Below are 21,008 nucleotides of genomic sequence, written 5' to 3'. Positions count from 1 at the left end.
TTATTTTTGTTTGCGTAGATAGATATTGCTGCTGATGCTTTTCAAGTGAACTGCCACACCACCGCCGTTGGTGGTGGCCTCAATGTCGTGTCCGCCGCCTACTTTAGGGAGGCCATCTTTGGATGCTTTTTGGCCGAGGTCAAAGTCGGTATACATTTCTCCCGTGATAGACCGCATGTTCAGATTAGCTTTGGCGTTGGCGGGTAGCGTTACGTCGATTGCGCCGCTAATGACGGAGATAGAAGTAGGTTTTTCTTGGCTCAAGCTCGAATACACCACTTTAACATCACCCGCAGTACTATTGGCCACGACGGGACCCGTTACGTTATTCAATTCTATTTTCCCATTATTGGTCTTTATTTCCAAATCGCCCTCCACATTATTGATGGTAATATTGGCTCGATTCCAATTGGTTTGCTCATAAAAAATAGCCGCTTTTTTGGGAACCCGTAACGTATATGTAACGTGCTTTCGCGAGGCTTTTTCAATTTTCAATACCGTAGCCTGGGAAGTAACCGCCAGTCCAATGCCCGTGTTATCAACTGCCGTATTGTAGAGTGCCTTTAGTCCTTTGGCCTGTTCGGGCGGAGCTTCAAAACCATTTCCTTTGATAATCACTTCATCGCCATCGTATCCTTCAATTTTTAGGTCGCCAGCGTCCATTTCTATGCTAATTTTGCGGTCTTTGGCGTTGGCTAATTTGGCTTTAAATTCTTGGGCAAAGACGCTCCCAAAGCACCCTAAAAACAGGGCACTTAATAACATGTTTCGTTTCATGGTTTGATGGTGAGTACTAAGGCACTCGTTAGTGGTTATTTGCTAATTCTAATTCGTTGGTAAGACTTTTTTGATTGCGATGTTTAACGACTCTCATTTATTATCAGGACTCTACACTTTTCCCCCTAGACTCTTTTTTTCTTCAATTGGGTTAAGTGGGTAAACCCTTCTTCGGCTTTCATACGCACTACCTCCATCACTTCTTTATTTTGGGCCAACCGCTGCATTTCTTCGGTTGCGCGTTTTTCTTTGATAGCAACCAAAATTTCAATCAAAGTCAGCTGCACGTTGGGATCGGTCTGAATACTGAGCGATTGAATGAATCCTTCACGCACCAAAGGCTCATTTTCAAAGCGCCGTAGTGCCTGACACGCTGCCAGACGCACGTTTACATTATCGTCAAAATTCATGGTGTTGATCAGCATTTGCGTAATATCTTCGTCGGCATGGTTGAGTTGGGCGCTCAAATTGACGGCCTGAATGCGTTCGCTGGCGGAGGTTTGCTCCCCTTGCTCAAACCGCAGCGCTTTTTTCATGACTACCACCTCTTTTGGGTCATTTTCAGCTGACTGAAAACCACGATTTGTATAGAGCATTCCTCCCCCAAACCCCACCAGAATCAGCGTAACTCCCGCCGCAATGCGCATTCCCCAAGAAGTCAAACGGCGTATGTTGCCTTGTTCTTTCAGATTTCTAACTATCCGAAAACTTGTTGTTGCCGAGGGCTGCTCCCTACGAGCCTTTTCAAAATATTGGAACTGCCCCACGTGTGATTGTAAATGCTCTGGAATGTTATTTCCTTGGAAGAATTCCCGCAATTCGCGTTCTTCTTCCAGCGTGGTATCGCTTTCGTAATACTTATCTAATAACTTTTCAATGTCCTGCTTCATAGTTGTTTACTTTTAAGTAACCAGTCCGAACCTCTTTTCTCGCCCTCGTCAAAATTACCCGTATATTGTTGACTGTCAGGCCTGTTACCTGTTCAATTTCTTCGAAAGTATACTCCTCTACATCCCGTAAGTGTAGAATCAATTTTTGGGGTTCGGGCAAAGCATCTATCAGTTGACGCATCAGAGCCGCGCTGTCTGCAAACTCTGTTTGCTGATACGGCGATGCACTCTCCACACCCAACTCATACAATTCTACCTCGCCCGTTGTGGTTTGAAATGCTTTTGATTTCAGTTTATCTAAACACAGATTTCGGGTCACTTGTACCGCAAAGGCCTCTATACTTTGATACGATTCCAATTGTTGTCGATTGGTCCAAAGCTTCAACAACACTTCCTGCAAGGTATCCTCGGCTTCTTCGCGATTGCGAAGAAACAGCTTGGCCAACCTAAAAAGTCGGCCCTGCGTGGGAAGCACGAGTTGTGTAAAGGCTTTTAAATCCATTTCAAGAGCATAGACGATTGAGTCGGAAAAACATTACAAAAAAAAACGCAACTTTTTTTGTACCACCGATTTTAGGTACATTTCATTAGCTACTTTCTCTTTAGCAAAAAATATTGCAACAATTTTCCCAAATCACTGTAACCTTCTTCTAAACTCGAAGTTACCACGTACAAATCACCTGACAAACCATTCTCTAAACGCTTGAACGCTCTAACGGATAACGCACTTATGCTCCGGGTCAAAGCCGGAGACATCGACAAGATGGGCCTGCTCTTTGAGCGCTACCATCGTCCGTTGTTTGCTTTTTTGTACCACATGACAGGCCAAGCCCAAGCTTGCGAAGACTTAGTCCAAAATGTGTTTTATAGAATGTTAAAATACCGTCATACATTCAACGGCGAAGGTGAATTCAGAACGTGGATGTATCATTTGGCGCGCAATATCCTGAATGATTCGTTTCGACAAACCGAACGTTGGGGAGGGCATCCTTTCGACATCGCTGATTTGACCGATAAATTGGGCGGAGGAATTTCGGCCGATGAACAACTTGAAAAACAGCAAGAACTGGATGCGCTCCACGCGGCACTTGGCAAATTAAGCCCCGAACACCGTGAAGTATTGGTACTGAGTCGGTTTCAGGAATTAAAATACGAAGAAATTGCCGCCATCTTGCATACCACCGAAGGCGCCGTCAAGGTGCGCGTCCACCGGGCCTTGGGGGAGTTAAAAAAAATTTCTTAAAGATTGAAAATGGAAGCAAAGCTCATGAACTGTGAACACGCAAAAGAACGGCTAACGGGCTGGCTAAATCACCAACTCTCAGAAACCGACCAAAAAGAAATAGAGCGACATTTGGAGGGGTGTGCTGATTGTCAGCAAGAATTTGAAGCCGACCGGCAGTTGTGGACACTATTGGGAGAAGTATCTGCCACGCCCAAACCGAGCGGAGCCATGCGCGAGGGATTTTATGCTATGCTGGATACCTACAAAAAGACTGAAGCTAAGAGAAACCGTAATACGTGGCAGGATTTTGTCCAAAAACTCCAACAATTATGGACACCTCAACTGGCTCTCCGCGTTGCTTATAGCGTGTGTTTGCTGAGTATAGGGCTATGTGTGGGCTATTGGCTCAACCGCCCGCAGGAAGTAAAAATGGAGGCGCTCTCTGCCGAAGTCCAGGAAATGCGACAAATGATGATGCTTTCAATGATTGATAATCCTTCGGCAACCGAGCGCCTCAAAGCCGTGAGTTATACGAAGGAAATCAACGAAGTAGACGATAAAGTTCTGAAAGCTTTGTTTACGACCCTCAACAATGACCCAAATGTTAATGTGCGCTTGGTGACATTGGATGCTCTGGCCGAACTGGCCCACGACCCGCAGGTGCGGGAAGGCTTGGTGCTTGCGCTCTCACATCAGGAATCGCCCTTGGTACAAGTGGCTTTGGCCGATGTGATGGTGAAATTACAAGAAAAACGCTCTATCAAAGCATTCCGACAAATGCTGCGCCGCGACGATTTGAACGACCTCGTCAAAACCAAAATTCAGCAGACCATCAAAGATTTATCTTAGAAACCAATCATCCATTTTAATAGCTATGAAACGTTCCCTTATCCCCTTTTTAGCGGGGGTGGTGCTGTCTTGTACCCAAGCCTCCGCCCAAACGCAGGAATTTAAAGAGCAAATTGTCAAAGAATATGCGCTCAAAAAAAATGCAACAAGTAGTACGCTGGCAATTTACAACATCAACGGTTCTATCAATGTGGAAGGCTATGCGGGTGATAAAGTAGTGTTGGAGGTAGCCAAAACGATTTCGGGTAAAACCAAATAAATACTAGACCAAGGCAAAGAAGAATTTAAGCTGATATTTGAACAAAATGAAGATAGCGTCATCGTCTACATTCTTGAACCTTATGATTCACGGCCCAATCGCAACAATTGGAAAGGCCGAAACGATAATCGCCGCATTGAGTATAAATATGATTTAGACTTCACAGTCAAAGTCCCATTTGCCATGAATCTGCACGTTTCGACCGTCAACGGCGGCGATTTATCGGTCAAGGATGTGACAGGTACTCTACATGTGTACAACGTAAACGGGGCCATTTCGCTAGTCAACGCCAAAGGTGCCACCGAAGTACGCACCGTTAACGGGAATGTAGAAGCCAATTATACCGCCATTCCTCCTGGAAAATCGGATTATAAAACCCTCAACGGCGACATCAAAATCAGCTACCCAGCCAATCTTTCGGCTGACTGCGAATTCAAGAGTTTCAGAGGAGAGTTCTACACCGACTTTCCCGATGTTGAGTCACTTCCCGTCAAAGTCATCAAAAACCAAGAATCCAAAGGCGACAAAAGCACTACCTACAAACTCAACACCGAGACTTCTATCAGAATCGGCAATGGAGGCAAGATATTTAGATTTGAAACATTTAACGGAAATATATACATTAAAAAGCAATCCTAACAAGATGAAAACCACCCACATAAGTATCGCAGTTTTAGCCCTGGCAATGACTTACGCTGCCCCATTGGTAGCCCAAAACGAGGCCAAAAATGAAATCAAAGAACAACTGGTCGTTCCGTTGAGTGAGCCAAACAAGTCTGGTTCTTTACAGGTAAGATTAATCAATGGTTCTATTCATGTGATAGGCTACGCTGGCAAAGAGGTCATTATTGACGCCGTTGCCGAGGCGTATAGCGGCAAAAAAACTGAGCATAAAAACGACGAACTCGCCGCAGGAATGAAAAAAATCTCTACCAACGGTGGTATTGACATTACGGCCGAAGAGCGCAACAACACCATCAAAGTAACGTCGCAATTCATGAAGCGTCCCATGAATCTCACTATTAAAGTACCGCAGCAGTTTGGCCTGAAAGTAAGTACAGTCAACAACGGCGATATTTTGATAGAAAATGTGAACGGAGAATTGGAAATCAGCAACGTAAATGGTACCATCAAGCTCGTAAATGTGTCGGGCTCGGCCGTGGCTACTACCGTAAACGGTGGCGTAAAAGCAAACTTCAAAAGTATCAACGCCGAATCGCCGATGGCGTTTACCTCCCTCAATGGAAGCGTTGACGTCACGTTTCCGCCTTCTGCGAAGTTTGACGTAAAACTTAAATCTGATCGGGGCGAGATTTACAGTGACTTTGACGTAGACGTGGACAAAACCCAACCCAAAACCAATCGGGTAAGCAAAGACGGTATGTACAAAGTCAGTGTGGATGACTGGGTTCAGGGAAAAGTCAACGGAGGGGGCAGTGAAATAATGATGAAAAACATGCACGGCAATATTTACATCCGCAAAGCCAAGTAAATTCGCACTCATCGTAACGTCGGCGAGGACTGCGCCGCACCGGCGGACCAGCCTACTGTTCAAAACCTTGCCGACGTTTTATCGACTGATGGTGGATGCCAATCCTAAAGTGATTTCAAGAGGAAATACAATAATATGTAATCACGCAAAGGCGCCGAGGAGCAACGCCTTTGCGTGATTACAACTTTAAACCCCTTCTTTCTGCAAAATCTCCGCAGCTTCCGTGTCCTCATATTGCTTGATAACCTTCTTTAAATCAGTCAATAATTGTTTTTGAATGGCTTTGTAGGCGGGATTTCCGTATTGATTTTTTAGCTCATCGGGGTCGGTTTTGAGGTCGTAGAGTTCCCAGTAGTCACCGTCTTTGTAGAAACGAATCAGCTTGTAACGGTCGGTGCGGATGCCGAAGTGCGCTTGCACACTGTGCTCGGCGGGATACTCGTAATAGTGGTAATACGTTGATTTTCGGGGTGTTTTACTGAAAAAGGATTGTCCCTGCATGTCTGCGGGGATTTTGAGTCCAGCTTCCTGCAAAATAGTGGGCGCAAAATCGGTATTGTTGTGAATGGCGCGGTCGATGGTTCCTGGTTTGATGCGTTTCGGATAGCGTATCAGCATCGGCATGTGGTGGGATTCTTCGTACATAAAACGCTTGTCAAACCAGCCGTGCTCTCCCAGATAAAATCCTTGGTCGGAAGAATAAATCACAATTGTATTTTCGGCCAAACCCGTTTTGTCTAGATAATCCAACACCCGGCCCACGTTGCGGTCAAGTGAGCGGAGCGTGCCGAGATAATCCTGCATATAACGTTGGTATTTCCATTCGTCGAGGGCGCGGCCCGTTAAATTCTGTTTTTTAAAGTCGGCCGTCACTTGGTCGTAATACGCCAACCACGCCTTGCGCTGGGCGGGATTCATACGCCTAACAAACTCATCATTTTCAGCGCCTACTTTCAAATCTTCTTTCAGGCGCATGGTTTTGGTCACGGTCATGTCTTGGCGTTTGGCAGCAATCCGACCTTCGTAGTTATCGTAAAAGGTTTTGGGCAATTGAAATTTGACGTTGTCAAACGCCCGCAAATCACCCGTGTCGGGCAACCAATTACGGTGCGGGCATTTGTGGCCGATGACCAAACAAAACGGCTTTGAATCATCGCGGTCGCTGCTCAACCATTTCAGGGCTTTATTGGTGATAACGTCGGTAGCGTACCCCTCGTGTCTAACAGTTTTGCCGCCCATTTCATTAAAGTCGGGATTATAATACGCCCCTTGGCCTGGCACCACGGACCAATAATCAAAATACTGCGGTGTGGCCTGTAAATGCCATTTTCCAATCCAACTCGTTTGATAACCAGCCGCTTGTAGGTATTTGGGGTACATATTCTGACCCGCGTCAAACTGGGTTGAGTTGTCTCTATGGCCATTTTTGTGGCTAAATTTACCCGTCAGTAGCGTGGCACGGCTCGGTGCGCAAAGTGAATTGGTACAAAACATATTTTGGTACAAAGCACCTTCCTTAGCCAATCGGTCGATGTTGGGCGTTTTGATATATGGACTGCCGTAAGCGCTGATGCCTTGCAGCGCGTGGTCGTCTGAAAATAGAATCAGGATGTTAGGGCGCTTGTCTTTGGGTTTGAACGACAATAGGCCTGCGCTTACCATTAAAACGAGGGCCGTAAGCGTAATGAATGTTTTTTTCATGAATTGAAAGGGTTTCAGAGATAATTACTTGCTATGGATAACGTCGTTGTGAACGTCGGCGAGGTTCAAAACCGCAGACCGGTGCGGCGCAGTCCTCGCCGACGTTTATTTTACTAGCCACTCATAATTGAATTTAGCGTACACGATTTGCGTATAGTCATTTTTCTCATACAATACTCCAATGACATTATCGCGTTGTACCACCAAATCCGAATATGCCGAAGGGTCTGAATATGCCTTGGCTACACCGTAAATTTCTTGACCGACCGACCAGCTTTTTCCATCATCATAGCTTACCCGAACGGTCAGTTTATCGCGTTGGGTTTGGCTGTTGTTGTTGGAAAAAAGCAACACTTTTTGTCCCTTTTTGGGTTGAAAATCAATCATGCTTCCTTGGCAAACTGGGTCGGGAAGGTCGGTCATGATTTTCACTTCATCCCAAGTTTCGCCCGCGTTTTTGGTAAAGGCTTGAATTCGGTACTTGGCGTCGCCCGATTGATTGCGGCAATTGAAAACCAAACTGCCGTCCGAAGTTTCGGCGGCGATGGCCTCGTTACTGCCTGGGTAGGCTACGTTGGGCGAAATTTTGAAGGTTTTGCCGTGGTCGTCGCTGTAAAAAGCGTGGGCAATATAATCCCGGGACTCCTTTTGGGGCGGTCCTGACGAGTGATTGGCGGGAATAAAAAGTCGACCTTTGTACTTTCCTTTTTGAATTTGCAGACCGTGGCCCGGGGTATTGGCGTATGAGCGCCAGTCTTCTTTGAAATTGTAGGCAGGATTTACGCTGGGTTTATTGGGTTTGGAAACCTGCGTTGTGATATTGACTGGCTCCGACCAAGTTTGTCCGCCGTTGGTACTGGTCTTATACCACACTTCCCGAATGGCTTTCCCCTCGCGGACTTCCTGCTCGTGGGCGATGCCCGTGTTGTAAAACAAAAACAACCGACCCTTGGGGAACCGCTTATCTGTCAGGTCAAAAACGGGGGCTTGATTGCCTGCTTGGTCGTTGCCGTTATCGGCCACGACTTGCAAATTTCCCCACGTCGTGCCGTTGTCGGTGCTGCGTTTCATCACGATTTCCACATCGCCAAAATCCCCGCAATTGTTGCGGCGGGCTTCAGCAAAAGCCAATAAGTGGCCGTTGGGGGCTTTGACAATGGCTGGAATACGGTAACATTTATAGCCGTTTTGGCCGTTTTGAAAAACCACGGTTTCTTTTGGCGATTGGGCATTTCCCCAAAATGGAATCAATAAAAGTAAAAATAGACGTAGATGCATCTTTGCGGTTGATTAGGCGGTGTTTGGTTGGGCCTTGAAAAGCGTTTATGTTTTTATTTAAAGAAGAGAATGCCTGCAAAGTACTACCAGAGGTGTATAAATCTGGGAGAATTTTGTCGAAAATGCGCAAAAAGTAAAAATTTGCCTAGGGGATGGCCCAAAATCATGCTGATGAAGAGTACAGGCGGTAAGCTTAAAAATAGAAAATCGGAGAACGGACGTGTGCCATTCTCCGATTTTTACTTCCTGAACAATATTATACTTCTGCTGCTTCAAACCCCGCCTTCTGAATGGCGCTTTCGATGAGCTCGCAGGTTAAATCTTCCCCCGATACGGTCAGAATTTTTTCAGGATTGTTGGTGTCAACTTTCCACGTCTCTACGTTTTCGAGTTGATTCAAGAAAGGAGTTACTTTTGCTACGCAGCCTCCACAATTGATATTGGTTTTGAATTTTAACGTTTCCATGATTTGAATAATTGATAATTGATAATTGATAAATTTTGATGGATGTGAGAGGTAAGAAATAAGAGGATTGTTTTCTGTGTACTTCTGGTTTCTTATTTCATGCCTCTTAATTCTTACGTCTTGATTATAAGTGCTTTAATTTAAGTCTCAGGCTATTTCCTACCACCGACACCGAACTTAGCGCCATGGCTGCCCCCGCAATCATCGGATTGAGCAGGAACCCGTTGATTGGGTACAACACGCCAGCGGCGAGCGGAATTCCGATAAGGTTGTAAATAAACGCCCAAAACAGGTTTTGATGAATGGCCGCTACCGTCCATTTAGAAAGGCGAATGGCCTGCGCAATTTTATGCAAATCACCAGAAATAAGCGTCATTTTGGCCACGTCCATGGCAATATCGGAGCCGCGACCCATGGCAATGCTCACATCGGCCGTGGCCAGCGCGTGGGAGTCATTGATGCCGTCGCCGACCATGGCTACCACTTTGCCCGTTCGTTGTAATTCTTCCACAAAAGCGGCTTTGTCGGAGGGTAACACTTGGGCTTTAAAATGGTTGATTCCCACCTGCTTCGCTACTTGTTGCGCCGTTTGGACATTGTCGCCGGTCAACATATAAACTTCAATTCCTTGGTTTTGAAGTTCTTCAATGGCTTTGGCCGACGTTTCTTTGATGGGGTCAGTAATGCCAAAAGCGGCGATTACCTTGGTTTCGTTGGCAAAAACGATGACTGTTTTGGCTTCCAATTGCCACTTTTCAATGGGCGATTCCGACAACGAAAGTTGTCGCTCGGTCATCCATACGGGGCTGCCGACGTAATAATTCTCTCCATCGACGGTTGCTTTTACTCCACGACCCGTTACGTTTTCAAACTGCTGAACCAAGCGCGTTTTGACGCCTTCCATTTTCAAATGATTCACCACTGCTTCGGCCAGGGGGTGAGCCGATTGACTTTCGATGGCGAGCAAAATGCTCTTTTGAGTTTCATGGTTTTCGATCCAAAAACTGTCGGTGAGCGTAGGTTTTCCTTCGGTAATGGTGCCTGTTTTGTCCAAAATGATGGCATTTACCCGATGGGCAAGTTCCAGGCTTTCGGCGTCTTTGATGAGAATCCCGTTTTCAGCGCCTTTGCCCACGCCCACCATGATGGCCGTTGGGGTAGCCAATCCCAGCGCACACGGACAGGCAATGACCAGTACCGTAACCGCCGCCAGTAAACCCTGCGACAGGGCGTTTTCGCCTCCTAAAATGAACCAAGCCACAAACGTAAGAATGGCAATGCCGATGACAATCGGGACAAAAATCCCCGCAATTTTGTCGGTCAATTTTTGAATAGGTGCTTTGCTACCTTGGGCATTTTGGACCATCTGAATGATGCCTGCCAGTAGGGTTTCTCCACCGATTTTTTCGGCAATAAATCGAAAACTACCCTGCTGATTGACCGTTCCTGCAAAGACTTTGGCCCCTTTGGTTTTCTCAACTGGAATAGGCTCGCCAGAAAGCATACTTTCATCCACAAATGAGGTGCCAGAAAGTACTTTGCCATCCACGGCAATCTTGTCGCCAGGCTTGACGATGATGCGGTCACCGATGCGGACTTGGGCCAATTCTACTTCTTTTTCTTCGCCGTTTTCGATAATCCACACGGTATGTGGTTGGAGGCCCATCAGTTTTTTGATGGCTGAGGAAGTATTGGCTTTGGCTTTTTCTTCGAGCAATTTCCCCAACATGATAAACACAATTACAACGGCCGCCGCTTCAAAATAGACGTGCGGGTGAAGTCCCCGGCTGTGCCAAAATTCGGGGTAAATGGTATTAAAAAGGCTGAATAGGTAGGCAATTCCGGTGCTTAACGCCACGAGCGTGTCCATGTTGGATTGCCCGTGGCGAGCTTGTTTCCAGGCGTTAATAAAAAAGCTTTTCCCAAATAGGGCCAATACGGGCGTGGTCAGGGCCAGCATAATCCAATTGGCGTAGGGCATTTCCATAAAAAACATGCCGATAACCACCACGGGAGCGGTTAGGATACTCGCCCAAACCACATTGTTTTTGAGTGATTGTACGTGCGCTGTTTTTAACTCAGCTTGCTTTACTTGGGCATTGGCGGTATCCAAAATCAAGTCATACCCCACGGCCTGCACCGATTTTTTGAGGGCTTCGGGGGAAGTTTGGGCGGTGTTGAAAGTGATTTGGGCCGTTTCGTTGGCAAAATTTACGGCACATTCCAATACCCCTTCCTGTTTGTTGAGGACATTTTCGACACTGCTCGCGCAAGCCGCACAGGTCATTCCTGTCACAGGAATCGTTATTTTTTGTTCATTCTCTATCGTGAGCGTTTCCATGCTATTGTTGATTTGACGGTACAAAGGTACAGTGCTGAGGTGAGGGAGTTGTTACACGATTTTTGGTAAAATTTATACTTTTATCGTTTCGGTCAATACTTTTGAACTTGAGTATCTAAAAACAATTATCAGCTTCTAAATACGCAACATCTAAACGCCGAGTCGGGTTCTCAAACTTCAGCGTATCAGCCAGATATTGGCTTTCTCGGCAATCTTATTTTACACCATGATGGCAGCAAAAAACAGCTTTCTGTTACTTTCTTTTTCAATTGCCTGAAATAATCAAATATCTTCGTACTAAGTAAGAATGTGTCAGTTCCTTTTAATACAAAACAACACGCCATGTTAAAACGCCTTCTTTACCTATTTTTGGGTATCTTCTTAGGGTTGACCGACGCAGCCGTTGCCCAAGTTTCTGCCAAACACGACTTGGTTTTTGACAAACTCCCAACGCGTTGGGACGAAGCATTGCCGTTGGGGAATGGTTTTATTGGAGAATTGATTTGGCAAAAAGGCAATAACCTACGCTTCTCCCTCGACCACGCCGAATTGTGGGATTTACGCCCGATGGAGGGCATGAAAAAACCCGAGTTTACGTATGCATGGGTGCAAGAGCAAATCAAGAAAAACAACTATGCCGCCGTACAGCAATACGGCGATGTACCTTATGAGCGCGAACCCGCCCCGAGCAAGATTCCTGGCGCTGCATTGGAAATAGAAAGCCAAACTTGGGGCGAAGTAAGCTCCGCTCGGGTGGATATACAAAAAGCCATCGCCGAAGTAAAGTGGGCCAACGGGGCCAAACTTACCTCTTTTGTTCATGCTTCCGCGCTGCTAGGTTATTTTCGGGTGGAAGGTGTGAAAGATTTTAAAATCAACCTGTTAGCGCCCAAGTACGAAGGAGAGGTAGACAAAACCGCGGGTGGGTCGGTAGCGGGTGACGACTTGGCGAGGTTGGGCTACCAACAGGGAAAAGTGCTTAAACAAGGAAACGCCTATACCTACCGCCAAAAAGGTTGGGGCGGGTTTGAGTATGAAGTAAGTGTACGCTGGAAAACCCTCGGTGCCGATGTATGGGAAGGAGTTTGGGCGATTTCGGCGCATTATCCCAACAAGCCTAAACCCGCCGCCACTACATTGACCGCTAAAATAGTTGCTTTTGAAAAAGCCGTCTTAACGCATCAGGCTTGGTGGAAAAATTTCTGGGCTAAATCTAGTATTGAGTTGCCAGATGCAGTGTTAGAAAAACAGTATTATTTGGAACAGTATAAATTTGGCAGCACGGCCCGTAGGGGTGCACCGCCGATTTCATTGCAGGCAGTTTGGACGGCCGACAACGGCCGATTGCCGCCTTGGAAAGGCGATTTTCACCATGATTTGAATACGCAATTGAGTTATTGGCCCGGCTACACCGCCAACCATTTGGAAGAAACCCTCGGCTACCTTGACCACCTCGACCAAAATCGCCCTGCGTACCGCGAGTATACCAAATGGTTTTACCAAAGTGAGGGAATCAATGTGCCTGGCGTGACTACCCTCACGGGAGTGCCCATGGGCGGATGGATTCAGTATTCGTTTTCGCCGACGGTCTCTTCGTGGCTGGCGCAGCATTATTATCTCCAATGGCGCTACAGCATGGACCGTGATTTCTTGCAAAAACGAGCCTATCCGTGGTTCAAAGAGGTGGCGACCTTCTTAGAAAAAAATACGTTTCTGAACGCACAGGGGCAGCGTCAGCTTCCCATCAGTTCGAGTCCAGAAATTAATGACAATCGGGTAACTGCTTGGTTTTCTGAGAATACGAACTATGATTTGTCGCTTATGCGTTTTACGTTTAGCAAAGCCGCTGAATTGGCGGCAGAATTAAAACTTACGCAGGATGCCGCCCATTGGCAGAAGATTCTCGGCCAGTTTGCCCCTTATGCTCTTTCTGAAAATGCCGAATTGAAATTTGCACCATCGTTGCCTTATAATCAATCACACCGTCATTTTTCGCACGTAATGGCCATTCATCCTTTGGGTGAAATTCGCTGGGAAAATGGAGAAAACGACCAAGCCATCATCAAAAATAGCCTTGCCTTGCTCGATAAAATTGGCCCTGATTGGTGGTGCGGATACTCGTATGCGTGGTTGGGCAGCCTGAAAGCCCGCGCCAAAGACGGCACAGGTGCGGCCAAAACGTTGCGGACGTTTGCCACGGCGTTTTGTTTACCCAACTCCTTTCATGCCAACGGCGACCAAACGAAATCGGGTTTGTCTAAGTTTACGTATAGACCGTTTACACTGGAAGGGAATTTTGCATTTGCCGCTGGAGTACAGGAAATGTTGGTGCAAAGCTATGCGGGTTTTATTGAAGTGTTTCCCGCCGTACCTGCCGATTGGAAAGACGTTTCGTTCAAAGAGTTACGAGCTGAAGGTGCTGTGTTGGTCAGCGGAAAACGCACGGGTGGCTTGGTGGACGAGGTTATTTTAAAATCTGAAAAAGGCGGTATCGCGCGGCTGAAATTGCCCTTCAAAACGCACTTTGTAAAGGAGAAAAAAGGGGCTGTGCTGGAGAAAATGGAGAAAGAATTTGTGGAAGTCAGTTTTGAGAAAGGTGGGTTCATTGTTTTTAAAAATGGATACGAATAACCAAAAAGGCAATTCTAGCCAATAAACGCATAAAGGCCAGTCATTCAGTAGAATAATTGCCGCTGAATCTCGTTTATTTTAGTGCTTTCCCGATAGAATGACTGCGGTAATGCAACGGTAAAAATCAAAAGTGAAAATCTGATGATTTGTCCGTAACTTTGCCCGCCTAAAATGAGAAATAACCCATTATGTATCCTCCAAAACCGCTAATATTAGTTAGTAATGACGATGGTATTACATCGTTAGGAATCAGGACGTTAGTAGAGTTAATGCAAGAGTTGGGCGACGTGGTGGTGGTGGCCCCGGACAGTCCTCAATCGGGGATGGGTCATGCGATTACGATTGGGGAGCCATTGCGGCTTCATGCAACGGAGATTTTTAAGGATGTAAGGGCCTACGAATGTAGTGGTACACCAGCCGATTGTGTGAAATTGGGCAAGCATTATGTGTTAAAAGACCGTACTCCCGACCTGGTAGTGAGTGGTATCAACCACGGGTCCAACAGTTCTATCAGTATTTTGTATTCTGGTACCATGTCTGCGGCCATCGAAGCAGCTATTGAAGGGATTCCAGCCATCGGATTCTCGTTGTGCGATTTTGCCCCCAATGCTGATTTTTCGCACGTCAAGCCCTATATTATGCAGATTGCAAAGGCTGTTTTGGAGAATGGTTTACCCAAAGGAGTGGCCCTTAATGTGAATTTTCCGAAAAAGTCTGGTGAGCCACTGAAAGGAACGCGCATTTGCCGACAAACCAACGGAAAATGGGAAGAAGAGTTTGAGAAAAGAAAAGACCCGCACGGACGTAGCTATTTTTGGATGGCGGGCAAGTTTGTCAATTATGATGAAGGCATGGAAGATACCGATGAGTGGGCATTGGCCAATAATTATGCCGCAGTAGTACCTTGCCAGTATGATATGACTGCCTATCAAACGGTTGAGTTAATGAAACAGTGGCAGTTGGAAGAAATTGAAAGTTAGTAATAAGGCAGAAAGGTAATTGAACCTTTACCGTGGTATCTTAAAAACTCTCTTGAAAATAGCCCTTTCAGCTTATGAAAAATCAACAATCATTTAAAAACCCCTGCTAGCATGGCACTTTTAGGAAACTTGTTAAAAGGAGGACTAAAGCTGACCGTAAGCATTCAGCGTGAGAAAAACAATCACGCAAAGGTGCAGCGAAAAACGTTGAGTAAGCTTCTTGCGAAGGCGCGTTACACGCAGTTCGGTGAAAAGTATAATTTTGAAGAAATACTTAATACCGCCGTTTTTGACGAAGGCAATACGTTTTACGAAAAATACAAACAGTTCGTTCCCGTTCATAATTACGAAAAAATTTTCCGTGAATGGTGGCATAAAGCGCACGCAGGAGAAAAAAATGTATGCTGGCCTGGGCGGGTCAAATACTTTGCGTTGAGTTCTGGCACGTCGGAGGCGGCGTCGAAGTATATTCCCGTTACCAAAGCCATGACCAAATCGTTTCAGCGCACGAGTATTCGTCAAATCCTGTCATTGGGGCGATATGAAGAACTACCGAGTGACCTATACGAAAAAGGCTTCTTGATGATTGGCGGCAGCACCGACCTGAGCTCTATTGATGAAGGGCGTTTTCAGGGAGATGTGAGTGGTATCAATGCGGCCAATATTCCTTTTTGGTTTGAGCGCTATTATAAACCAGGGCCTGAGATTGCCCGCGAGCGTGACTGGAGCCGGAAGCTAGAAAAAATCGTGGAAGAAGCTCCCAACTGGGACATTGGTTTTATGGCGGGGGTGCCGGCTTGGCTCCAAATCATCATGGAGAAAATCATTGAGCGCTACAAGCTGAAAAATATCCACGAAATTTGGCCCAACCTCAGCGTTTTTGGCCACGGTGGGGTTTCTTTCGAACCTTACCGTGCTGGTTTTGAAAAACTCCTCGGTCGTCCGCTTATTTACATTGATACGTATTTGGCGTCGGAAGGATTCATTGCTTTCCAAAATCGTCCGCACGCCGATGGGATGCGTTTGGTGCTCGACAATGGTATTTTCTACGAATTTGTGCCTTTCAACGAGAAAAATTTTACCGAAGACGGAGAGCTCGTTCCCAATCCACAAACCCTGATGATTGATGAAGTGGAAGAAGGCGTAGACTACGCGCTGCTGATTTCCACCTGCTCAGGAGCATGGCGCTACTTGATTGGTGATACGATTAAGTTTGCCAATAAACAACGCGCTGAAATCACGATTACGGGACGCACAAAGCATTATTTGAGTCTTTGCGGAGAGCACCTTTCCGTCGAAAACATGAACAAGGCCGTGGAGCTCAGCGCCGAAGAGTTGGGAATAACTGTGAAAGAATTTACGGTGGCGGGTATTCGCCACGATTCGCTTTTTGCGCACCAATGGTATATCGGCACCGACGACGAAGTAGACGCCGATGCCCTGCGCGATAAGATTGATGGCCACCTCAAAGTGCTCAATGATGACTACGTCGTGGAGCGGCGTCATGCCTTAAAAGATGTCTTTGTGACGGTTTTGCCTTCGGCTACTTTTTTGGGCTGGATGGCCAAAAGGGGTAAAATGGGCGGACAAAATAAGTTTCCACGTGTTCTGAAAAAGAACCTCATTGATGAATGGGAAGCGTATTTATTGGAACAAGGACTACAAGTTGAGACCGTTAATCTAAAATAAACCCCCTTTCTAAGCCTGCTTTATTCCGATTCATAGGCAGGAAATTACACTTCAGCGAGCTGCCAGTTGCTACTGCCCTTCGACAAGCGCCATCTTTGCGTTGTCGAAGGGCAGTATTTTTTTGCGTCGTTTATCGCATTAAGTTATTTCTCTCACGGCACATTCATACAACCACTTTAAAAAACAAAAAAGTAAGCCATGAAACGAATTAACTCTTTTATTGTGGCCGCAATGGCCTTTCTGTTGATGACCCTTGCAGGGTGCAAAAAAAATGAAATCGAAAGTGAGCCAGCAAATGGCCTCCCTTTTGTGGGTAAACGAATGGTACTTTCCTCCTTTATCATGGATCCCGCGGTCGACTTTGACGGGGATGGAAAAGTGGATCCCGATCTGATGGTTTTTTTGCCAGACTGCGAAAAAGACAACGTCATGATTTTTGAAAAGGGCGGCAGATTGTCGGGCGATAACGGCGCCAAGCGTTGCGATGATGACAGCCCTGGGCAGGGAAATACAGGTAGCTGGACGTATGATGAGCAGACTAAAATGTTACGTATTGTGGATGGCGACGACAATACCGATATTTCGGAGTTGAAAGTCATTGAGGCTTCCGCTAAAACCCTAAAAGCGCAGGTAGAAGTTGAAGAAGATGGTTTTGTGATTAAAGCCATCATGACTTGGAAAGCGCTATAAACGCGCTCCTCGAAATCTGAAAATTTGGAGTCGTTTGCCGCTGGCAGGAAAGGCAAAAAGAAGGTATTTTCAATCAAAACAACTACAAGATTGACCCGATTGAATGACAGATGGCTACGTATCATTGGCATCACATTGTTGATGCTGATGAGCGTATCTGTCAATAATTACCTCCAAATGCCATTCAGTTGGACGATTGCCGGGCGGTTGATGCTTACAATGACTTCTATTGTGGCTACTTGGCACCTCAATCGTTTTGTTATTTTTAAGTTTAGAGAACGGTATCCTCTGGGTAGCCAGATTATAAAACGGCTTGTTTTAACGTTTTTGACGGGGATGCTCGGGACTACGCTGGTGCTTTGGCTGACGGGTATTGCAAGGCACTGGCTTATTTATCAAACGCTGGATGATTCTACGGTCCAACACTATGCCACATTTACAATCAACAATCATCGGCTTTCACTGTGGTTTTATGGAGTCGATTTTGTAAAGGCAGCCATTATGTTTCTACTTTTTTTGCCGGTGTATGAGGCGCTTTTCTTTGCTGTCGAATCCCGAGAAATAAAAAACCGACTTCGGCAATCAGAGCGTGAAAAAGAAGCACTGGAGAAAACCAATCTTCAAAGCCAATTGGAAGCGTTAAAGCAGCAGGTGAATCCGCACTTTTTGTTCAATAGCCTGAACGCTCTCGGCACCCTCATTGAGGAAGACCCACCGCAAGCCTCCCTTTTTCTGGAAGAATTGAGCACGGTGTATCGTTATTTGCTGCGGAGCAATGAGCAGAATCTCACCACTTTGGGGGCTGAACTGGATTTTATTCATTCGTATACACATTTGCTCAAAACGCGCTACGGAGCAGGGTTAAAGATAACTATTCATGTCGATTCAGTTCACGAAGCATTTTTGCTACCTCCTCTGACGTTGCAATTGTTGGTGGAAAATGCCGTTAAGCACAACATTATTTTGCCCGAACAGCCGCTCTCTATTTCGGTTTTTACGAACTCCGACAATCAATTGGTGATTACCAATAACTTACAGCGAAAAAACACCAAAATACATTCAAACGGCCTAGGGCTCAATAATATCCTGACCAAATATAAAATGTTGGGACAGACTGTTCCCACCATTCTTGAAAATGAAAGTCAGTTCTCGGTTATGTTACCTTTGATAAGATATAATTGACGACTCAAAGCCCTTTTGTACCGTTTTAAAAACTCAATTCTTGAAAAATAGGCGTTTATGGCCGATTTTTAACCCATTAATCTTTGCTCACTATGAAAATTTTAATTATTGAAGACGAGGAACTGGCGGTTCGAAAATTGTCAAAATTGTTGTTGGATTTGGATGAAAGCATCCAAATCGTAGGAACCTGCGCCAGTGTGAGGGCGTCAGTGGCTTGGCTGAATGCCCATTCAAACGAATCAGCGGTGAGGCCTGATTTGATTTTGATGGATATTGAGCTGGCCGACGGGCAGAGCTTTGAGATATTTGAACAAACCACCGTGAGTGCTCCTGTCATTTTTACGACTTCGTACGATGAATACGCTTTGCGGGCTTTCAAAGTCAACAGCATTGATTATTTGCTCAAACCCATTAAGCGGCATGAGCTGGAAGCGAGCTTGGATAAGTACAAACGGACGCACTATAATCAAATCGGCCCCGTGGCTGGAAAAAACGAAGCCAGCAGTGGGGTCGACATTGATGCGTTAGTGCAGCAACTCCGTCAACATATTCAGCCAGCGGATTATCGGCGGCGTTTTTTGGTGAAACACCTGCAACAATGGGTGCCCGTTGAGGTGAGCGAAATTGCCTATTTTTACTCCGAAGAAGGCGTTAGTTTGTTTAAGACCGTTCATAATCAAAAGTTTTCACTGGATTACCCCTTAGATGAGCTAGAGGCGATGCTTGACCCCGCCCATTTTTTTCGGGCCAATCGCCAATACATCGTTCACATCAATACGGTGCAGCAGGTTCATCCCTATTTTAACAATAAACTGAAGCTAATTCTCAAACCAAACACCGACGATGAAGTGCTGGTAAGTAGAGAGCGGGCCACGGATTTTAAGCGCTGGATGGGCAAATAAAAATGGAGGGAAGCATTATTGGGCTTTGGTCCAAACCGTAGTTTTGCCAAATGCAGCAATGCCTACGTATCCCCTGATTTCTAACTTTCCGTCTTTTAGTTTCAGAAAACCGTCGTAGGTTTTGCCGCTTTTGGGGTCGTATACTTTTCCGTTTCGCCATTGGTCTTGATGGAATTCAAATTGTTCCAAAATGAGCAGATTTAACAAGGGGCGCCCTTTCAATAAAGCGTTGGCGTTGTTGGCATCTTTTCGGGATGTTTTGCCGTCGGCTTCGTAGAGTTCTTTTCCCCAAATCAGTTTTCCGAAATAAAGATTTCCTGATTTGTAAATTCGGATTTTACCGTCTTTTTCGGCGTTAAACCAATCGCCCAAAATCGCATCGGCATTTTGAGAAAAAGTGATGTTGCTGATTAAAAATAGGGATAATGCGGCAAAAAGTATTGTTTTCATAGTCTTGCTGTGAATGGCTGATTCAACTCACATAACTAAAAATTGACCATTTAGTTTTGCAAAGAAAATTTTTACACAGCACGATACTCAATCACAACAAGCTCATTTCACCCGCCAAAGGTTTTGCCAATTCTTCGCGGATGCGCTCCACATCGCTTTCTCGCGCCAAAATGCTCATCATCTTGGTAATGGCGGCTTCGGTAGTGATGTCGCCGCCGCCCACTACGCCGATTTTTTGGAACCACGTACTGGTTTGGTAGCGTCCTTGCATCACGCGCCCGCCGTCGCACTGCGATACATTCATGATGACTACGCCGCGCTCCGTGGCTTCTTTCAGTTCGTACAAAAACCAAGGTAGGGTAGGGGCATTGCCAGCACCGAAAGTCTCCAATACAACACCGCGCAATCCACTGATATTGAGGATAGAACGGAGTACATTTTGGGTGATGCCCGGAAACAACTTTAGAATGGTTACGTTTTCATTCAACGGCAGTTGGGTCTGAAAAGGGCGTTCTGGACGATATGGCGCGATGTAAGGGTAATTGTACTCAATCGTCACGCCGACTTCGGCCAAGGCGGGGTAATTTTCGGAGCGAAAAGCATTGAATTGTGAGGTCTCTTTTTTCTTGGCGCGGTTGCCCCGCAGTAGATAATTCTGAAAATAAATGCATACTTCGGGCACCAAGGGGCGGCCTTCCCACTGGGCCGCCGCGATTTCTAGGGCGGTAATGATGTTTTCGCGGGCGTCGGTTCGGGCAATCCCGATGGGCAGCTGCGCGCCCGTCAGGATAACGGGCTTGCTGAGGTTTTGGAGCATGAAACTCAACGCCGAAGCGGTATAAGCCATCGTATCAGTGCCGTGTAGAATCACAAAACTGTCGTAAGAATGATAATGACGCTGAATCAACCGCGCCAAGTCCATCCACACATCGGGGCGCATGTTGGACGAGTCCATGATTTCTTCTAAACTCGTGAACGTAATCTCGAAGTCTAACCGCTTGATTTCGGGGAGTTTGTCCAGGATTTGTTCGAAATCAAAAGGAACGAGCTGGCCTTTTTCAAAGACCATTCCGAGGGTTCCACCCGTGTATATCACCAACACGGAAGCACGCGGACGGTTGGGTAAAACGGGATTGATGGTGACTGATTTATACGCTGGCATGGGTTGAGAAGTGTTGATGATAAAGAAATCGTTTTAAACGGCGG

The 21,008-nt window shown here is 46.0% G+C and carries 20 protein-coding genes; 11 read left to right on the top strand and 9 right to left on the bottom strand.

Annotated elements, in window-relative coordinates:
* From GVN20_RS16245 to GVN20_RS16235, 3 genes are all read right to left on the bottom strand, one after another.
* Entirely contained in the window at nucleotides 1-777 is a 777-nt protein-coding gene (locus GVN20_RS16245; protein ID WP_166559348.1) for a DUF4097 family beta strand repeat-containing protein, read from the bottom strand.
* 125 nt (nucleotides 778-902) lie between these two features.
* The gene (locus GVN20_RS16240; RefSeq protein WP_166559347.1) at nucleotides 903-1,667 is read right to left on the bottom strand and encodes a HEAT repeat domain-containing protein; all 765 of its coding nucleotides are present in this window, start codon (nucleotides 1,665-1,667) and stop codon (nucleotides 903-905) included.
* Nucleotides 1,651-2,169 (bottom strand): RNA polymerase sigma factor, encoded by a 519-nt coding sequence (locus tag GVN20_RS16235; protein WP_166559346.1) that lies wholly within the window; start codon nucleotides 2,167-2,169, stop codon nucleotides 1,651-1,653. Before GVN20_RS16235 ends, GVN20_RS16240 begins: the two co-directional genes overlap by 17 nt.
* 228 nt (nucleotides 2,170-2,397) lie before the next feature.
* Here GVN20_RS16235 and GVN20_RS16230 point away from each other — a divergent pair, with 228 nt between their 5' ends.
* From GVN20_RS16230 to GVN20_RS16215, 5 genes are all read left to right on the top strand, one after another.
* Nucleotides 2,398-2,910, top strand: coding sequence for an RNA polymerase sigma factor (locus GVN20_RS16230; protein ID WP_166559393.1), 513 nt, complete (start codon nucleotides 2,398-2,400; stop codon nucleotides 2,908-2,910).
* A 9-nt stretch (nucleotides 2,911-2,919) separates the two neighbouring features.
* Complete coding sequence (locus GVN20_RS16225) at nucleotides 2,920-3,741, top strand: zf-HC2 domain-containing protein (protein WP_166559345.1); 822 nt, start codon at nucleotides 2,920-2,922, stop codon at nucleotides 3,739-3,741.
* A 25-nt stretch (nucleotides 3,742-3,766) separates the two neighbouring features.
* Nucleotides 3,767-4,000, top strand: a complete 234-nt coding sequence (locus GVN20_RS30020; RefSeq protein ID WP_310586827.1) for a hypothetical protein — start codon at nucleotides 3,767-3,769, stop codon at nucleotides 3,998-4,000.
* A gap of 183 nt (nucleotides 4,001-4,183) precedes the next feature.
* Nucleotides 4,184-4,639: a DUF4097 family beta strand repeat-containing protein gene (locus GVN20_RS30015; RefSeq protein ID WP_310586826.1), complete on the top strand. Its 456-nt coding sequence runs from the start codon at nucleotides 4,184-4,186 to the stop codon at nucleotides 4,637-4,639.
* 4 nt (nucleotides 4,640-4,643) lie between these two features.
* Complete coding sequence (locus GVN20_RS16215; protein ID WP_166559344.1) at nucleotides 4,644-5,492, top strand: DUF4097 family beta strand repeat-containing protein; 849 nt, start codon at nucleotides 4,644-4,646, stop codon at nucleotides 5,490-5,492.
* A 186-nt stretch (nucleotides 5,493-5,678) separates the two neighbouring features.
* On the opposite strand, the gene GVN20_RS16210 is transcribed toward GVN20_RS16215, so the two are convergent.
* The 4 genes from GVN20_RS16210 to GVN20_RS16195 all read right to left on the bottom strand — a co-directional run bounded on the left by GVN20_RS16210 (nucleotide 5,679) and on the right by GVN20_RS16195 (nucleotide 11,278).
* Nucleotides 5,679-7,193 (bottom strand): sulfatase, encoded by a 1,515-nt coding sequence (locus GVN20_RS16210; protein ID WP_166559343.1) that lies wholly within the window; start codon nucleotides 7,191-7,193, stop codon nucleotides 5,679-5,681.
* Nucleotides 7,194-7,298: 105 nt separating this feature from the next.
* Nucleotides 7,299-8,471 (bottom strand): exo-alpha-sialidase, encoded by a 1,173-nt coding sequence (locus tag GVN20_RS16205; protein ID WP_166559342.1) that lies wholly within the window; start codon nucleotides 8,469-8,471, stop codon nucleotides 7,299-7,301.
* 256 nt (nucleotides 8,472-8,727) lie between these two features.
* Nucleotides 8,728-8,937 carry a heavy-metal-associated domain-containing protein gene (locus GVN20_RS16200; RefSeq protein ID WP_166559341.1) on the bottom strand — a complete coding sequence of 70 codons (210 nt, stop codon included), beginning with the start codon at nucleotides 8,935-8,937 and terminating at the stop codon, nucleotides 8,728-8,730.
* A gap of 124 nt (nucleotides 8,938-9,061) precedes the next feature.
* Nucleotides 9,062-11,278, bottom strand: a complete 2,217-nt coding sequence (locus GVN20_RS16195) for a cation-translocating P-type ATPase (RefSeq protein ID WP_166559340.1) — start codon at nucleotides 11,276-11,278, stop codon at nucleotides 9,062-9,064.
* 342 nt (nucleotides 11,279-11,620) lie between these two features.
* On the opposite strand from GVN20_RS16195, the gene GVN20_RS16190 reads away from it, so the two are divergent.
* The 6 genes from GVN20_RS16190 to GVN20_RS16165 all read left to right on the top strand — a co-directional run bounded on the left by GVN20_RS16190 (nucleotide 11,621) and on the right by GVN20_RS16165 (nucleotide 19,352).
* Nucleotides 11,621-13,909: a glycosyl hydrolase family 95 catalytic domain-containing protein gene (locus GVN20_RS16190; RefSeq protein WP_166559339.1), complete on the top strand. Its 2,289-nt coding sequence runs from the start codon at nucleotides 11,621-11,623 to the stop codon at nucleotides 13,907-13,909.
* A gap of 188 nt (nucleotides 13,910-14,097) precedes the next feature.
* The gene (gene surE / locus GVN20_RS16185) at nucleotides 14,098-14,889 is read left to right on the top strand and encodes a 5'/3'-nucleotidase SurE (protein WP_166559338.1); all 792 of its coding nucleotides are present in this window, start codon (nucleotides 14,098-14,100) and stop codon (nucleotides 14,887-14,889) included.
* A gap of 111 nt (nucleotides 14,890-15,000) precedes the next feature.
* Nucleotides 15,001-16,578, top strand: coding sequence for a GH3 auxin-responsive promoter family protein (locus tag GVN20_RS16180; RefSeq protein WP_166559337.1), 1,578 nt, complete (start codon nucleotides 15,001-15,003; stop codon nucleotides 16,576-16,578).
* Between the two features lie 198 nt (nucleotides 16,579-16,776).
* Complete coding sequence (locus GVN20_RS16175; RefSeq protein ID WP_166559336.1) at nucleotides 16,777-17,268, top strand: hypothetical protein; 492 nt, start codon at nucleotides 16,777-16,779, stop codon at nucleotides 17,266-17,268.
* A gap of 90 nt (nucleotides 17,269-17,358) precedes the next feature.
* A complete protein-coding gene (locus GVN20_RS16170) occupies nucleotides 17,359-18,450 on the top strand; it encodes a sensor histidine kinase (protein WP_229599085.1) in 1,092 nt (363 codons plus the stop codon).
* 92 nt (nucleotides 18,451-18,542) lie between these two features.
* The gene (locus tag GVN20_RS16165) at nucleotides 18,543-19,352 is read left to right on the top strand and encodes a LytTR family DNA-binding domain-containing protein (protein ID WP_166559335.1); all 810 of its coding nucleotides are present in this window, start codon (nucleotides 18,543-18,545) and stop codon (nucleotides 19,350-19,352) included.
* A 15-nt stretch (nucleotides 19,353-19,367) separates the two neighbouring features.
* Here the strand turns inward: GVN20_RS16165 and GVN20_RS16160 are convergent, their stop codons facing one another.
* The gene (locus GVN20_RS16160; RefSeq protein WP_166559334.1) at nucleotides 19,368-19,802 is read right to left on the bottom strand and encodes a DUF2147 domain-containing protein; all 435 of its coding nucleotides are present in this window, start codon (nucleotides 19,800-19,802) and stop codon (nucleotides 19,368-19,370) included.
* A gap of 91 nt (nucleotides 19,803-19,893) precedes the next feature.
* Entirely contained in the window at nucleotides 19,894-20,964 is a 1,071-nt protein-coding gene (locus GVN20_RS16155; protein WP_166559333.1) for an asparaginase, read from the bottom strand.
* Nucleotides 20,965-21,008: the final 44 nt, after the last annotated feature.

This window comes from Runella sp. CRIBMP (genome assembly GCF_009905605.1).
GTDB lineage: Bacteria > Bacteroidota > Bacteroidia > Cytophagales > Spirosomataceae > Runella.
The sequence above is the reverse complement of the archived record's forward strand: the minus strand, read 5'-3'. Positions and strand labels throughout refer to the sequence as shown.